The 14,525-nt window shown below is 53.7% G+C and carries 14 protein-coding genes; 6 read left to right on the forward strand and 8 right to left on the reverse strand.

All coding sequences use genetic code 11. The features are described 5' to 3' along the window. Nucleotides 1-45: 45 nt before the first annotated feature. Nucleotides 46-612: a glycerol-3-phosphate responsive antiterminator gene (locus AC3G2T_RS07130; protein ID WP_474682540.1), complete on the reverse strand. Its 567-nt coding sequence runs from the start codon at nucleotides 610-612 to the stop codon at nucleotides 46-48. A gap of 396 nt (nucleotides 613-1,008) precedes the next feature. Between AC3G2T_RS07130 and AC3G2T_RS07135 the strand changes: the two genes are divergently transcribed. Then, nucleotides 1,009-1,995 carry a cation diffusion facilitator family transporter gene (locus tag AC3G2T_RS07135; protein WP_474682539.1) on the forward strand — a complete coding sequence of 329 codons (987 nt, stop codon included), beginning with the start codon at nucleotides 1,009-1,011 and terminating at the stop codon, nucleotides 1,993-1,995. Nucleotides 1,996-2,146: 151 nt separating this feature from the next. On the opposite strand, the gene AC3G2T_RS07140 is transcribed toward AC3G2T_RS07135, so the two are convergent. Beyond that, on the reverse strand, nucleotides 2,147-2,713 hold the full coding sequence (locus AC3G2T_RS07140) for a TetR/AcrR family transcriptional regulator (RefSeq protein WP_474682538.1): 567 nt from the start codon (nucleotides 2,711-2,713) through the stop codon (nucleotides 2,147-2,149). 30 nt (nucleotides 2,714-2,743) lie between these two features. Then, nucleotides 2,744-3,454, reverse strand: coding sequence for an MBL fold metallo-hydrolase (locus AC3G2T_RS07145; protein ID WP_474682537.1), 711 nt, complete (start codon nucleotides 3,452-3,454; stop codon nucleotides 2,744-2,746). Nucleotides 3,455-3,717: 263 nt separating this feature from the next. On the opposite strand from AC3G2T_RS07145, the gene AC3G2T_RS07150 reads away from it, so the two are divergent. The 3 genes from AC3G2T_RS07150 to AC3G2T_RS07160 all read left to right on the forward strand — a co-directional run bounded on the left by AC3G2T_RS07150 (nucleotide 3,718) and on the right by AC3G2T_RS07160 (nucleotide 6,717). Next, complete coding sequence (locus AC3G2T_RS07150) at nucleotides 3,718-4,797, forward strand: M42 family metallopeptidase (protein WP_488435014.1); 1,080 nt, start codon at nucleotides 3,718-3,720, stop codon at nucleotides 4,795-4,797. Between the two features lie 1,096 nt (nucleotides 4,798-5,893). Next, nucleotides 5,894-6,331, forward strand: coding sequence for a GNAT family N-acetyltransferase (locus AC3G2T_RS07155; protein WP_474682535.1), 438 nt, complete (start codon nucleotides 5,894-5,896; stop codon nucleotides 6,329-6,331). 35 nt (nucleotides 6,332-6,366) lie between these two features. After that, on the forward strand, nucleotides 6,367-6,717 hold the full coding sequence (locus AC3G2T_RS07160) for a DUF2500 domain-containing protein (RefSeq protein WP_488435015.1): 351 nt from the start codon (nucleotides 6,367-6,369) through the stop codon (nucleotides 6,715-6,717). A 177-nt stretch (nucleotides 6,718-6,894) separates the two neighbouring features. Here the strand turns inward: AC3G2T_RS07160 and AC3G2T_RS07165 are convergent, their stop codons facing one another. From AC3G2T_RS07165 to AC3G2T_RS07175, 3 genes are read right to left on the reverse strand one after another with little or no spacing between them, the layout of a single operon-like run. After that, nucleotides 6,895-7,788 (reverse strand): ABC transporter ATP-binding protein, encoded by an 894-nt coding sequence (locus AC3G2T_RS07165; protein WP_474682533.1) that lies wholly within the window; start codon nucleotides 7,786-7,788, stop codon nucleotides 6,895-6,897. 26 nt (nucleotides 7,789-7,814) lie between these two features. Continuing rightward, nucleotides 7,815-8,846, reverse strand: coding sequence for a FecCD family ABC transporter permease (locus tag AC3G2T_RS07170; RefSeq protein WP_474682532.1), 1,032 nt, complete (start codon nucleotides 8,844-8,846; stop codon nucleotides 7,815-7,817). A gap of 4 nt (nucleotides 8,847-8,850) precedes the next feature. Beyond that, on the reverse strand, nucleotides 8,851-9,882 hold the full coding sequence (locus AC3G2T_RS07175) for a FecCD family ABC transporter permease (RefSeq protein WP_474682531.1): 1,032 nt from the start codon (nucleotides 9,880-9,882) through the stop codon (nucleotides 8,851-8,853). Between the two features lie 305 nt (nucleotides 9,883-10,187). On the opposite strand from AC3G2T_RS07175, the gene AC3G2T_RS07180 reads away from it, so the two are divergent. Continuing rightward, the gene (locus AC3G2T_RS07180) at nucleotides 10,188-11,087 is read left to right on the forward strand and encodes a helix-turn-helix domain-containing protein (protein ID WP_474682530.1); all 900 of its coding nucleotides are present in this window, start codon (nucleotides 10,188-10,190) and stop codon (nucleotides 11,085-11,087) included. A gap of 420 nt (nucleotides 11,088-11,507) precedes the next feature. Here the strand turns inward: AC3G2T_RS07180 and AC3G2T_RS07185 are convergent, their stop codons facing one another. Together AC3G2T_RS07185 and AC3G2T_RS07190 are read right to left on the reverse strand one after the other, a co-directional pair. After that, the gene (locus AC3G2T_RS07185) at nucleotides 11,508-12,554 is read right to left on the reverse strand and encodes a sensor histidine kinase (protein WP_474682562.1); all 1,047 of its coding nucleotides are present in this window, start codon (nucleotides 12,552-12,554) and stop codon (nucleotides 11,508-11,510) included. 23 nt (nucleotides 12,555-12,577) lie between these two features. Further along, complete coding sequence (locus tag AC3G2T_RS07190; RefSeq protein ID WP_474682529.1) at nucleotides 12,578-13,255, reverse strand: response regulator transcription factor; 678 nt, start codon at nucleotides 13,253-13,255, stop codon at nucleotides 12,578-12,580. A 268-nt stretch (nucleotides 13,256-13,523) separates the two neighbouring features. On the opposite strand from AC3G2T_RS07190, the gene AC3G2T_RS07195 reads away from it, so the two are divergent. Next, nucleotides 13,524-14,009 (forward strand): hypothetical protein, encoded by a 486-nt coding sequence (locus AC3G2T_RS07195; protein WP_474682528.1) that lies wholly within the window; start codon nucleotides 13,524-13,526, stop codon nucleotides 14,007-14,009. Nucleotides 14,010-14,525 lie beyond the last annotated feature (516 nt).

Consider the following 14,525-nt stretch of genomic DNA (forward strand, 5'->3'; position numbering starts at 1 on the left):
TTAAATACGTGCGCGGCCCCCAAGGGCTCGCTGCCTTTTGCCTGCCTACTGTGCCGGTGCTGCAAAATGCTTCCACAACTCGTGTTGTGATGTCGTGACGGCGGCGGCGCCGGCTTCAATCGCCTGCTCGACATCGCGAACCGAGCGGATCAGCCCGCCGGCAAAAATCGGAATGCCCGTGCGCTCCTTCACCTCTGCGATCACGTGCGGTATCACGCCCGGCAGAACCTCGATAAAGTCCGGCTGCGTCCGCTCCAGAAGCGCGTAGCTCTTTTCAAGAGCGCTGCTGTCGAGCAAAAATAGCCGTTGAATGGCCAGCAGGCCGTTCTGCTTCGTTTTCGCAATTACGCTGGCCCGCGTCGAGATCAGCCCGGCCGGGCGAATATTTTGGCATAAAAATTCAGCCGCATACTCGTCGTTTTTCAACCCTTCGATCAAATCGGCATGAAGCAGCAACTGCTTGCCGTGCGCTTTGGCCAAGTCTACGACGCTCTTGAGCTGTCCGATATGATTATCGAGCAAAACCAGGTAGGAATACGGGGATTTCAGCAGCTTCTCCAGGTCTTTCATCCTGCGTACAGCCGGCAAAATCGTTTGCTGTTGAAACGACATCGAACGCGCTCCGTTCCGGTTAGTTTAACATGCTATTTCTCAAGATCAACGTTATCATATGCAGAACGTTATTCACATTCTTATTTTAAAACAATATGAATACGCTTACAAATTCATTCTTTCCGTGCGGCTCTTTTGCTTCATACTCGGCTCCGTTTTTTCGAAAACATAAAAACTCACATACACTGCCGCACCGTTTTAAGATGAGCAACCGATGTGAGTCTCCTGTTCTCCGTCACTTGTATGAACTTGTTTTTTATTTTAACGGCGTTGCTTCCGTGTGTCAATCTGTGCCCTCTGGATAATTAGTCCAAAAAACCTGGAACTTTTAACTCCCCGGCACGTAAGAAAATACGGGCATTTATTATAAACCTTTTTAGGAGGAATTATTCAACAATGGACCCTGACCCGGAACGAAGCGAGTTTTGGAGTTTACTCAAGAAAGGCAACATGTCTTCAGCAACAGCAGCAATAGGCAACACGTTAATCGCAATCGCCAAAGGAGTCGCCGCCGCAGTAACCGGTAACGGTGCAATGTTCGCATCGACCATGCACTCCGTGGCGGACGCGGTGAATCAGGCTTTCGTATTTGTGGGCAGCGTGCTTTCGGAAAAAAAGCCCACGCGCCGTTTCCCGGCCGGATTTGGCCGAGTCATTAACATTTTTTGTATGATCGCCGTTATCGTTGTAACGGTTATGGCTTACGAGACGATCAAAGAAGGCTATCACTTAATTCTGCACCCTGTGCAAACTTCCGGTTTTATACTGAATCTTCTCGTGCTTCTGCTCTCCATCGCGGTCGATGGGTACGTATTGATCAAAGCCATGAAGGAAGTCGTTCGCGAATCCCGTGTCGACGCCAAAGGTTTCGCCGTCGTCATGGCCGCATTCCGCAATGTCAAACGTGCCGCCCCGCCGACACGCCTCGTTTTTTATGAGGATCTGGTCGCCACATCAGGCGCGCTCCTGGCTCTGGTCGGAGTCGCCGTTACCGCTTTGGTGGACTTTGCCGTTTTGGACGGCGTTGTCACGATTATGATCGGTCTTTTGATGGTCGCTGTCGCATTCAGAGTCGGTTATGACAATATGGTAGGTCTGATCGGCGTGGCCGCCCCTCCCGATATCGAGGACAAAGTCGCCAAAATCATCCTTTCCGAAACAAATGTGATGGACATTTACCAAATGCGCGTGCTTCAGGAAGGCCGCTATTACCATGTTGACGGTTTGATTGAGCTAAGCCGGGGCTTATCGCTCGCCGATGCGGACGACATCAAGTTCAAAATTCGTGACAGATTGCTGCAAGACCCGGACATTACCGACGTTACGCTTGGAATTATAGAAGATAACGGGGTCCGCGACTGGATTCCGGTTGAACATAGATAAAGACGGAGAGGCCGTCCCGAAGCAGATTTTTCGCTTGTGGGGACGGTCTCTTTTCGATAGTATATGCAACAAAAAAAAGGCCGACCGGAGCCGCGAATCTGCAGATTCGGAGCATGAAGAGACCCCGCCCTTTATCTGCGCGGCTTGCAGCTCAAAGTGCGGCGCGCAAGCCGCACAGGTACGTAGTCAGCAGCAGATTTAAGCTCATATCGCGGTCAATGTCCATCTGGAAGCCGTTTCTGAGTTCCAGCGAAGCGAACCCGTGGACCATACTGCGGAAGCCCCGTACAACGTGCAGCGCTTTTTCCTTGCCGAAATTGTAATCCTCCAGTATGCGGAGAATAATCCCGACAACTTGGCCGCCCGCTTCGCTGAGTTCAGGGTCCATCAAATCCTGCGACGCGGTAATCGCGTCGTACAGCCCCGGCTGCTTCCTCGCAAAATTGACATAAGCGAAGCCTGCGGCCAGCAGCGCATCATCCCCGGACTTGCCGAGGATCGACTCGATCAGCGCCTCTTTGATGCGGATCAGGCCCAGCAGGGACAACTGCTTTTTCAAGCCGGGCAGGCCTTTGATATGGTTGTATAAAGAAGGCGTCTTCACATTCAGCTTGCCGGCCAGCGCAGCCAATGTCACCTGCTCGATCCCTTCGCGGTCCGCAATTTCAATTGCAGCCTGTAAAACGGCGTCCGTATCCAATCCTTGTCGATAAGCCATTCCATATTCCCCATCTCTTCATCCATTTCTTTACAGTATAAATCTTTTTGCCGCAGCTTCCAAAGCCTGCTCCATCGCAGCATGCGGGTTCGCAAGCATGCGTCCGTGCCCGACGGCGAGCAAAGCGGGCTTCAGCTCCGCAAGCTTTCTCGCGCTTGCCAACGAAGTCTGCTTGCTCCAGGTCGCCATCGCCGGAAACGGAAACCATGGCTTCAACACACCGGACACGGCCATGCCACCGCGCAGTTGGAAAGCGTCCCCCGCGATCAAAGCGCGGCTGCGCAAATCCAAAAAGGCCATCAAACCCGGCGTATGGCCCGGAGCGGAGACCGCCTGGAGCGAGCCGATCCGGTCGCCTTCCTCCAAAAGCGCGTCAGGCTTCGTTTGGACCGATTTCGGCACGTCGCCTTTGATCGGCTGATCCGGTTCGCCTTCCTCCAGATCGGTGCTGCCTGCCAGCAGCTTCGCGTCGCGGCGGGAGATCGAGACCTTGGCCTGCGGCAGCGCCCGCTTCAAGGCATCCAGAGCCCCGACGTGATCTCCATGGGCATGGGTGAGCACGATGTTCGTAATCGGCTTCCCGATACGTTCGGCGGCCTGCAAAATCCCCTTGACGCTGTAAGGCAGCGCCGCATCGACCAGCGTCAGCTCCTTCTCTTCCTCGACCAAATAGCAATTGACCGGAAAAATCCTCGGCAGAAAGGCCAACTGATACAAAAAACCGTTTTTCGTTATTTCCATAAAATAAACGCCTCCCAAAAACTAATTATATTAGTATAATAACTAATTATATTAGTTTAGTCAAGAGGGGCTTTGTCCTCCTCTTCCGTGCCCCGCGCACTTACCACCCTTACCCCCGATTCGCCGGAAATACGGCTCCCCGCTCTCTTACATCGTTCTCCCCGATCTCCCCCACATACAAGCATTCAGCGATTCCGTATGATAAAATGAAGCTCGTGCTTGAACGTTTTTGTCCATATATTTTTGAAAAGAGGGATTCCACCATGAATGCAGATACACTGGCATTATTCCGAACTTTGACCGAAATGCCGGCCGCGCCCGGTTTCGAGCGCGAGATTCGCAAATATGTACGAAGTCAGCTGGAAGCTTACACGAATGAAATCGTGCTTGACGGGCTGGGCAGCATTTTCGGCGTGATGCGCGGCGACGAAAACGGCCCGCGCATCATGGTTGCCGGCCATCTTGACGAGGTCGGCTTTCTCGTGAACGGCATCACCGAGCATGGCACGGTGAAGTTCCAGCCGCTCGGCGGCTGGTTCAGTCAAGTGCTGCCCGCCCAGCGCGTGCAGATTATGACCGGGCGGGGGCCGATCCTCGGCGTGATCGGCTCGACGCCCGTGCACTTGCTGGACGAGGCCGCGCGCGCCAAGCCCGTAGACATCAAGTCGATGTACATTGACATCGGCGCCGAAAACCGCGCCGATGCCGAGGCCATCGGCGTAGCTATCGGGCAGCAGGTCGTGCCGGTCTGCCCGTTCACCCCTTTAGCCAATCCGAAGCGGATATTGGCTAAAGCCTGGGACAATCGCTACGGCGTCGGCCTGGCGATTGAGCTGCTCAAGGAGCTTCGCGCAGCGGATGCGAAGCTCCCGAACGTCCTGTACGCCGGCGCGACCGTACAGGAGGAGCTTGGCGCCCGCGGCGCGCGGACCGCCGCGAACCTCATCCAGCCCGACTTGTTCTACGCGCTGGATGTGAGCGCCGCCGGCGATTCGTCCGGCGACCGGCAGGCCTTCGGCCAGCTCGGCCGCGGCGCGCTGCTGCGCGTCTATGACCCCACCATGCTCACCCACCGGGGGATGGTCGAGTTCATTCTCGATACGGCGGAGACTCACAAAATCCCGTATCAGTACTATATCTCAGCCGGCGGCACGGACGCCGGACAAGTGCATCTGCAGGGCCGAGGCATCCCCTCTGCCGTGATTGGCGTCTGCGCGCGCTATATTCATACGGCCGGCTCCATTTTGCACGTCGACGATTATGCCGCCGCCAAGGAGCTGCTCATCAAGCTCGTGCAAAAAAGCGACCGCACGACGCTGAACACAATCCACGCCCAAGCCTGATCCGCTCAGGTGGTAGCGTTCCGCCCTTGGAGGCGGAGTCGGATTGCTGACAGAGCGACGGGGTAGAGGAACCGCCGCTTTTCCTCCCTACCGCCTCACCTGTAGGGATTGCGGATTGCTGAAGCAGAGGGGCACAAAGCAGCTTAGTAGGGGAAAACCTGCGAAAGTCAGGCTGTCGAGAAAGTCTAACGGGTTTCCTCTCAGATCAATTTTTATGTGGGGGCCACTCATCTCGAAGAGAAAAAATTGATTTAAAACGATCTGAGAGGAGTGTTTGGCTTATACCTTTGGTGCTTTTTTTGAGCATCCAGGAAAAAAGGGGGTTTCTCAACAGCCTGGAAAGTTTTTTTCGTGAAAATAGTTCATTTTGGCGAAAAGCCTGACAATTGCAGGCTGTTGAACCCCCCTGCGTCATAAGCGATAGCCACAATCTCCCTGGCTACGCGAAAAAACCTGCAAAAATACATGAATTTTGCGTCCTTGATCGCTGGCTGCGAAGAATTCCTGCAATTGTGCAGGCTTTTCACCGAACACATGGACTCAGATCCACTTTCCGTGAAAATTCCTGCACTTTTGCAGGTTTTTCGCCAAAATGGGCCTTTTTCACAGAGAAAACCTGCACATTCGCAGGCTTTCTCTCCAAGTTAAACCGCCTCATCCCCCTCACTGTACAACGCCATAACCTGCGCTGGAGAGGCGCATAGGGAAAGATCGGCCGCACCCCAAATTAACTCCCCTCTGGTTCCCCCAACCCGTAACTTTTTAACAATTGCAGGCATACTTTGTTGCAGGCATATCCATTGAGCAAAAACTGCACTTTATACGAAAATAGAACGCCGTAGACCTGATTATTTTCATTCTGTGGGGTGACGTCCATGGCGTCATGGGGGCTTTTGCAGGTTTCTTTTGCAGGTTTTCTCCGCATTTCCAGATAGTTTGTTCGACCGGGCTCCGGCGTGTGGGGGCTGGGCGGCTTCGTTCCGTCTTTCGGGGCGGAATTTTCTTTTTTTCAATATGAAATGTAGAACTAATGTTCCATTTTATGGTAACCTTAGTATAGGCACATCGCCATTTCAGAGAAGAAAGAAGGACACTAATGGATTATGTTATTCGCAATGCCGCTTCGGAAGATTCCCAGGAATTAAGCATGCTGATGTCTCAGTTGACCGGCAAGGTCATCTCCCCGCTCCACATTGAAAACCGGCTCCACTTTATTCGGACCAGCCCGTTCGACTCCTTGTATGTTTGTTTGGAGGACGGCCGGATTCGGGGGACTCTCGGCTTTCGAATTCGCGAGAATATCGAGGATGTCTCCAGATACGGCGAGGTTTCGGTGATTGTCGTGAACGAGGAGGCGAGGAACAGAGGTTTCGGCCGGATTTTGATGGATTACGCGGAGCAGCTCGCCGTCGAGCATAACTGCGTGGGCTTGTGGCTCGTTTCCGGTTTTCAAAGGGCCGAGGAAGCCCACAATTTTTACAAACAGTTGGGATTTGAAGAGACGGGTTACCGTTTTGTAAAAAAATTTTTGTAGCATGCGGCGTTTTGGCATGTAGGGAGGTACGGAGTATGCAGATTGGTCTTATGGGGGGCCCGCCGACAGGCATGCTCGTTTTTGGCGGAATGGTGGCGGCCATCATGATCTTCACAATCGTCAAAGGACTCGCAACATGGGCATCCAACAACGCGTCCCCCATCGAAAATCGCAGCTGTACCGCAGTAAGCAAAAGAACCCAAGTGTGGGGCGGTTCCGGCGACTCAAGCGCGAGTACGAATTATTACGTTACGTTTGAATTCGAGGACCGCAGCCGTCTGGAACTGCATGTAAGCGCCAAAGTTTACGGCCTTATCGTGGAAGGAGATCGGGGGACCTTGACGCATCAGGGCACAAGGTTTAAAAACTTTGTCAGGCACATTTAGCCTGAGGTTAGTCTGCTTCATTGCCTGACTGCTGGCAGGCGCGACTTAAACGCGCGTTTGCAGTTTCCTGCCACCGGCAAATCCCCGGCGTCCGGAAGGACCCGCTCCCGATTGAAACGCAAAAAAGCACCCGCTGCCGCTCAGATAGCGACAGACGGGTGCTTTTTTATGCCGCCCCTATACAGGCTGCAGCGTTTCGTCGCGCACCTCGGCTTGCTGCCGGGCTCGCGCCTGCTGTTTATCCGCCGCTTTGTCGGTACGCTTATCGGCGGCATTGCTGTAAGGCTCTGCGGCAAGCTCGTAGGGCAGACAAAGGGGCACGCCGGTACGCGGGTCGGCGACCAGATCGGCCTCGATGCCGAACACTTCGCGCAGCACCTCTTTGGTCATTACTTCTACAGGCGTTCCTTCGCTGACTACGGTTCCGCTTTTAATTGCGACCATGTGTTGAGCGTAACGTGTCGCGTGGTTGAGGTCATGCACGACCATGATGACGGTGCGGCCTTCTTCCTCATTCAGCTTCTCCAACAGCTTCAATACTTCCAGTTGATGCGCCATATCCAGGAACGTCGTCGGCTCGTCGAGGAACAAAATGTCCGTCTGCTGCGCAAGCGCCATCGCGATCCACGCGCGCTGTCTTTGGCCGCCTGACAATTGGTCGACAGGACGGTCGTAGAACGGGGTCATTCCCGTTACTTGAATCGCCCATTGGATAATGTCTTTATCTTCTTTCGTTAACGAACCGAACCCTTTTTGATGCGGAAAGCGGCCATAGCCGACCAGTTCCGACACGGTCAAGCCTTCCGGGGCTATCGGATTTTGCGGCAAAATGGCGAGCTGTTTGGCCACTTCCTTCGTAGATTGCCGGTGGATGGACTGGCCGTCCAAATATACGCCCCCGCCCTTCGGCTTCATAATCCGCGCCATCGTCTTCAAGATGGTTGATTTTCCCGATCCGTTCGCGCCTACCAGCGCTGTGATTTTGCCTGACGGAATCGATACGTTCAAATCTTTGACAATTAAGCGGTCCTCGTACGCGATATCCAGTTGTTTGGTCATTAAACGGTCCATATAAACTCTCCTTCACTTCCGGTTTTTTATGCTTTAGCTTTTGCCAATAAGTATAAGAAGTAGGGTGCTCCGATGACGGCAACAACGATACCGGTCGGGATTTCCGAAGGCTGCAAAATCCATCTGCCAACTGTATCCGCGACAATGAGCAGCAGCCCGCCTGCAAGTCCGGCTGCCGGAAGCAGGTATTGATGTTTCGCCCCGACCAATTTCCGCGCCAGATGCGGTCCAATCAGTCCGACGAAGGAGATGCCTCCGCCGACGGCAACGCAAGATCCCGCTAAGGCGACGGCTGCGCCGAGCAAAACAAGTCTTTCTCTTTCAACGGAAGTGCCGATGCCGATAGCAACGGGGTCACCGAGATTCAGCGCGTTCAGCGCTCTTGCTTTGTAGAGCACAAAGGGTACAAGTACAAGCATCCACGGCAGCAGCGCCAGAACGAATTTCCAGTTGGTTCCCCAAATGCTGCCCGCCAGCCAGACCGATACGAACTGAAAATCATTCGGGTCCATCCGAATGGTCAATACAATCATCCCTGCGTGAATGGCCGCAGCGACGGCTATTCCGACCAAAACGAGCCTCGTGGGCGAAAGACCCTCTTTTTTCTTGTAAGCCAGCAAGTAAATGACCGCTGCGGCCAGCCCTGCGCCGACCAGAGCCAGAAAAGGCATAATGAACACGGGAGCAGCCGCATTCACTTTGTAAAAGGATACGAACAGCACGACAGCGAGCCCTGCCCCTGCATTGATTCCAAGTATCCCGGGGTCGGCCAGCGCGTTGCGCGATATGCCTTGCAGAACAGCTCCCGAGATGGCCAAACCGCCGCCCACCAGCACCGATATGATGATGCGGGGGAGTCTGAATTCGAACAGGATCAGCGCCTGCTTTTGCGTCCCGGCACCAAATAAGGTTGTGAACACCTCGATCGGCGAAAGCCGTGTGTAACCAATATTCATGCTTATGATAAAGGCAAGTATAATAAATATTCCCAGCAAGACCGTTACGCCAACAGCGCGAAGCGCTTTTCTCCGGTTCAAGCTTTCCACCTGCGTGTGCATTCCGCTACATCTCCCTTCTGTTTTTGCGTGCCAGATAGAGGAAGAACGGAACCCCGATCAGCGCGATAATCGCTCCGATGGGCACTTCATACGGCGGATTGATCATTCTGGCGCAGATATCGGCTATGACCATCAGCAAGCTGCCCAAAATGGCCGAACATGGGATGACCCATTTGTAATCCACTCCGACCAAATACCGGGCGACATGCGGGATGATCAGTCCGGCAAAGCCGATCACACCGACTGCGGATACCGCCGCGCCGGCAAGAACCAGCACGAGAATCGCGCCGGCCAGCTTCACAAGGCCGATGCGCTGCCCGAGTCCGGCCGCAACTTCTTCACCCAGGCTGAGCAAAGTAATGGAACGGGAGATCGCCATGGCGCCGATCAGTCCGCCCAAGATCCAGGGGAACATGATTTTGATCTGCAGCCATTTGGTCCCGGCGACGCCTCCGGCGTACCAGAACGCAATATCCTGCCCGATGCGGAAGTACAGGGCGATTCCTTCGCTAAGCGCTACCAGCAGCGCGCTGACGGCCGCCCCGGCCAGTACCAGCCTTACGGGAGTAAGACCTCCCTTGGCCATAGAGCCAATGCCGTATACGAGCGCCGTACCAACCGCAGCCCCCAGAAACGAGAACAAGATTAAATAATGGAACGGCATGCCGGGGAAAAATGCAAAGCACGCCGCCAGCACGAATCCCGCACCGGCATTGATGCCGAGCAGACCGGGATCGGCCAGCGGGTTGCGGGTCATTCCCTGCATGAGCGCCCCCGCTACCGAAAAGCAGGCGCCGACCATAGCGCCGGCAAGCGCGCGGGGCAGGCGAAGCTCCTGAATAATCTGGTGCGAGGTCAAATCCGGGTTGAAACGAAACACGGCAGTCCACACCGTCGACAGCGAAATATCCGCCGCACCTACGGAAATGGAAAGCGCCAATCCTAACAACAAAGCCGCCGTTCCTCCGATTAAAATCAAAGTAGCGACGTACGGGCGTGTACTTAGGGATAACTCTTCCTTTTGTCCTGCCAGCATAACTAGCCATAGCCTCCAAAAAACAAGTATGCAAGGATGTCAACGGGGACGAAATGAAGTCAACACCTCAAATGGTGATAATGATTATCAGTTTCATTTTTTATTCAATGATAGAGTCTGCGGACTGCTTTGTCAACTACTTTTCTCACTGCTTTCTCGGTCTCGCAGCTTCTATGCTGCAGGCAGCCCAGTAGTTTGAAGAGTTTCATGTTGACCGGCGCCTGTTATTTTGCGATAATGATAATCATTATCAATAAAATTCAGCTTAAAAGCGATATTTTTTCCCATGCGAGGTGTGCGACAGCGTGAAACATAGCTTTGCTGCAAGTTCAAATTTGCCTGCGGATTGCCCCGGCTCCAATCTCCGCAAAGTGCACAGGCATCTGGAGTATTCGAGCCATGCCTCTATCTCCGTCGCCGGTGTGTTCTACGGAAGCATGCAAGAGGGCGAAGCCGTGCGCAATTACCGGACCCCCGCGGCCGGGTTTGTCATGGTTACCAAGGGCGCCGGCACATTCATCTGCAATGGCGCTCCTTACACGGCGGTGCCTCACAAAATTATTCATGTCGGCAAGGATATGATTCTCCATGTTGCGGTCGAGGAAGCGCCTTTGGAATACTTCTTCGTCATGTACCATGCCGAACTGCCGGAAGCGGCGCAAAGCGAGTTCGCCTGGCAGCATCCCGCGGATTCCCCTTCCGAGATGCATTATGATTTGATGCTCAGCTCGGAAGCGATCCTGCGCGGGACGTTCGAGCAAATGCTGCAGGCCTGGGTATCCCCCGGCATACCGGAAAAGCTACATACCAAGAAGCTGTTTTACGAGCTTATTTATCACATGTTCCGCCAGCTTCAGGAGCAGCTGCGCGCTGCGAAAACCGAAGACGCCGTCACGCGTGCGATACAATACATGAACGACCGGTTCATGGAACCTCTGACCGCCGATTCGCTTGCCGCATATGTGGGCTACAGCACCGGTTATTTGTCCCAGCTGTTCAAAACCCAGACCGGCTACAGCCCGATCGACTATTTAATCCGGGTTCGAATCAACCGCGCCAAGGAGCTGATGGCCTTTTCCAACTGCTCCATGAGGGAGGTGGCCGCGCTCGTAGGTTATGCCGATGCGAGCTATTTCAGCCGTATTTTCAAAAAAGTCGAGGGCGTGTCTCCCCATAGGTACAAATTTCTTAAGGCGAGCAGGTAATCCGACGATTCTACTAACCGCGGGCAGCAATGTTGGTAATTTGGTCGCTTTTGTCTAGTTCCAAACGATCAATTAGTTATCTGAATATTTACAATATTTTAATAATAGGCTAATATGATAGTAGATTCAATGAAAGGGGATAGTCCAATGAAGCCGGTTAGCGAAGCATGCCCTCCCTTTTAAAAATCCATGAAGGAAAGAGGTGCGAGGCTTTCTCTTACTTTTCTTGATTCATGGGGCATGCGGGATCTCAGGGATGTGGAAAAGCGGTAAAGGTCGTGAACCAGCAGTTGAATGTTTGGAATGTGCAATGCGAGTCGGTTGATAGGAGCGTGTCTTTTTACAATTGAATACGATAAGTGAAATATAGGGATTCCGGTTATCATGGATAAGCGGGATCCCTATTTGCCGTGCGTATCGTTATTTCGTCAAGGGCAGCGTAATCGTGAATTCGGCGCCTTCGCCCAGCTTGCTTGCAACGGCGATGCTTCCGTGATGCATGTCTATAATTTTTTTGACGATGGAGAGTCCCAGCCCGCTCCCTCCTGCAACGCGATTCCGCGATTTATCGGCCTTGTAAAAACGCTCGAAAATGTGCGCTTGGTCCTCCTCGGCGATGCCGATGCCTGTATCGCTGATCCGGACTAGTGCCCGGTCGTCCCGGTATTCGAGCCGGATTCCGATCGTTCCGCCAACGGGAGTAAATTTGATCGCATTATAAACGAGGTTGCTCCACGCCTGGCTCAGCAGCTCCTCATCGGCCGTTATATGACCCGTTGCCAGTTCGATATCCAGCTCGATCTCTTTCTCCTGCCACTGCGGTTCGCAGGCTAATATGACGCTCCGCAGCTGCTTGTCGAGCCGGAAGCTTTTCGGTTCGAAAGGGTGATGCTGCGATTCCAGGGAAGTCAGCTTCATCAGGTTGTCGCTCAGCTTGGACAGACGCCTGCTCTCCGCCTCGATGATCTCCAGATAATGCCGGCGCTCTTCCGGTGTCGTGTCGCCGCTTTGCAGAGCGCGGGAGAATCCGCTGATCGACGTTAGCGGCGACTGGATTTCATGGGAAACGTTCGAGATGAACTCCTGCCGCATCTGCTCCATTTGGCCGAGCTCGACCGCCATGTCATTGATGCTGTCCACCAGCTCGACAAACTCGACGAATCGCCCGTCGTTTGGGTCCTGCTCAATGGATACGTTAAAATCGCCTTTAGATATTCGGCGGATCGCCCCGATCATAGCCTGGAAAAACTGCATTTGCTGTGAATGGAAGTACCTGCTTATCAGCAACATCGTGAAGCCCCAGAGCACCATGCCCCCGATAGAGTTGATCAATTGCCGGAACAGTTCCCGAGGCTGCGTCCCCAGGTAACCGTACAACCAGGCTGTTCCAAAATAAAGCCCTGTCCAGTAGATCACTATGACGGCAAAAATGGCTGTGGGAAAAAGGAAGCCGCGAAGGCGCTGCATCCGCTCCGCCTTGCTTCTTTTTTTCACGGACGAAGCACCTCCATGCGGTAGCCGAGCCCGCGGATCGTGCTGATCCGGAAGGCGTACCGCTCCTCGGGAAACCTTTCGCGCAGCCGGTTGATGTGGACGTCGACCGTCCGCTCGTTGCCCTCGTAATCGAAGCCCCAGATCTGCTCGATCAGTTGGTCGCGCGAAAAGGTTTTGCCGGGATAGCTCGCCAGCTTGTAGAGCAGCTCGAATTCCTTCAGCGGAAGCGTCACGCTCTCGGAATCGGCCGTCACTTCGAACGTTTTGCGGTTGATCGTCAGGTTGCCGGCCTGGACGGTCTGCGAAGCCGCGATTTTGTATCGTTTGAGCAGCGCCTTCACCCGCATGGCGAGCTCCATCGGCTCGAACGGCTTGACGAGATAATCGTCGGTGCCCAGCTCGAAGCCTTTGACCTTCTGCGAAGTTTCGCCTTTGGCGGTGAGCATCAGAAGAGGGAAATCGTAATGATTCCTCAGCTCTTTGCACAGCTCCCAGCCGTCCATATTGGGCATCATGATGTCCAATATGACCATATCGACCTGCACGGTCTCCAAAAGGGCCAGCGCCTCTCTGCCGTCGGAAGCTTCGACGACGTCGAAGCCCTCTTTTTGCATAAACACGCGAACCAGTTCGCGGATAAAAGGATCGTCGTCAACGATCATAATATGGGCCATGTCAGCCAGCCTCATTTCTCTATAATTCGGTAGTGTCTCTACCAGCATACCTCAGAATACCCGTCCGGACGAATTCCGGAGGAAACCCGGAGAAAATTTGGAGAAATCCCGACGAAATCAGCATAAACCGTTTTTATAAACTGAATATAAACCGCGCAGGGGCATGGATCGGGTGAAACCGCTTTTTTTCAATTGTAAATTGTGTTACATTTTGGATGAGAATTTTCATTTGCCTTCAATTTACAGATCAAGGTGGTTAAATGAATCGATGCTAACGACCCTATTTGAGGAATTTGAAAAAACAGCCTCGACGGAAGAAATCACGGCGTTTCGTGACAGTGTGACAGAGCGGGGCTTTTCCTGCTTTCGCCTGCTGCTGGACCGCTTTACGGAGCAATTAAAATCCGCCTCGGACGAGGACATGGGCCGCATCGAGGGGCTGCTTGCGAAGGCCGAGCGCATGTTTCCCGAACCGGTCCGGTTCAGCCCTTCCTGGGAGCGGATCTGGCAGGAGCTTCACAGCATTGCCGCTTACAAGAAGCACGTGCTGCAAACGATCCCGCACTCGGGCCGGTCGGGCGAGTGGCAGGTCATTCTCGACAACCCCCAAGCGGTGCAGGAGGTCGTCTGCTATCCGGGGCTTACTTTTGCCGATGCGGCTTATTTATATGCATACTTCCGCCCGCGGCTGGAAAAGTCGGAGTACATCCGGCTGCAAAAAATTCAAACCCTCATACAGGACACCGGTGGATAGAGCACAGCCGGCCCGGGCGCTGTCAGGCCGTTGGGCAGGCACAGCAAAGCGCGAAGAAAGCCTGCAAAAGTGCAGGCTTTTACTGGTTGATGCGTCGGTAACAGAAAATTCCTGCAAATGTGCAGTAATTTCAGCGAACGCATGGGCTCTAGCCCACTTTATCCGAAAATTCCTGCACAATCGCAGGCTTTTCGCCAAAATGAGCTACTTTCGTGGAAAAAGCCTGCACTTTTGCAGGCTTTTTCGTTGTGCTGCCAAGTGCCAAGTCATTCTCTCGCTCTCACTTCAGCTCTTAGCTGCCCCAAAAACAAGCTTTCCCGAATTCCCCTAGTCTAACTGGTGGTTGATACAAGAAGCATCAAGCGCCACCTGCGTGGCTCCTTGATGCTTGTTCATATTCGGCGGCGGGCTAAAGCCCCGCTGCTCAGCCTACCGGCGTCGCCTGAAGCCGGAACATGCGCCGAGAATCGCTTCGCTGATAATCACCGGCTCCGACTCGGTGACGATTATCCCATC

It is taken from the genome of Paenibacillus sp. sgz302191 (assembly GCF_057749925.1).

Bases quoted from the DNA above. Each gene is read 5' to 3' on its own strand.
- AC3G2T_RS07185 (WP_474682562.1), bottom strand. From the start codon at position 12,554: ATGCAGCGCCTTCGCGGCTTCCTTTTTCCCACAGCCATTTTTGCCGTC.
- AC3G2T_RS07170 (WP_474682532.1), bottom strand. From the start codon at position 8,846: ATGCACACGCAGGTGGAAAGCTTGAACCGGAGAAAAGCGCTTCGCGCT.
- AC3G2T_RS07145 (WP_474682537.1), bottom strand. From the start codon at position 3,454: ATGGAAATAACGAAAAACGGTTTTTTGTATCAGTTGGCCTTTCTGCCG.
- AC3G2T_RS07175 (WP_474682531.1), bottom strand. From the start codon at position 9,882: ATGCTGGCAGGACAAAAGGAAGAGTTATCCCTAAGTACACGCCCGTAC.
- AC3G2T_RS07165 (WP_474682533.1), bottom strand. From the start codon at position 7,788: ATGGACCGTTTAATGACCAAACAACTGGATATCGCGTACGAGGACCGC.
- AC3G2T_RS07135 (WP_474682539.1), top strand. From the start codon at position 1,009: ATGGACCCTGACCCGGAACGAAGCGAGTTTTGGAGTTTACTCAAGAAA.
- AC3G2T_RS07155 (WP_474682535.1), top strand. From the start codon at position 5,894: ATGGATTATGTTATTCGCAATGCCGCTTCGGAAGATTCCCAGGAATTA.
- AC3G2T_RS07195 (WP_474682528.1), top strand. From the start codon at position 13,524: ATGCTAACGACCCTATTTGAGGAATTTGAAAAAACAGCCTCGACGGAA.
- AC3G2T_RS07130 (WP_474682540.1), bottom strand. From the start codon at position 612: ATGTCGTTTCAACAGCAAACGATTTTGCCGGCTGTACGCAGGATGAAA.
- AC3G2T_RS07140 (WP_474682538.1), bottom strand. From the start codon at position 2,713: ATGGCTTATCGACAAGGATTGGATACGGACGCCGTTTTACAGGCTGCA.
- AC3G2T_RS07190 (WP_474682529.1), bottom strand. From the start codon at position 13,255: ATGGCCCATATTATGATCGTTGACGACGATCCTTTTATCCGCGAACTG.
- AC3G2T_RS07160 (WP_488435015.1), top strand. From the start codon at position 6,367: ATGCAGATTGGTCTTATGGGGGGCCCGCCGACAGGCATGCTCGTTTTT.
- AC3G2T_RS07150 (WP_488435014.1), top strand. From the start codon at position 3,718: ATGAATGCAGATACACTGGCATTATTCCGAACTTTGACCGAAATGCCG.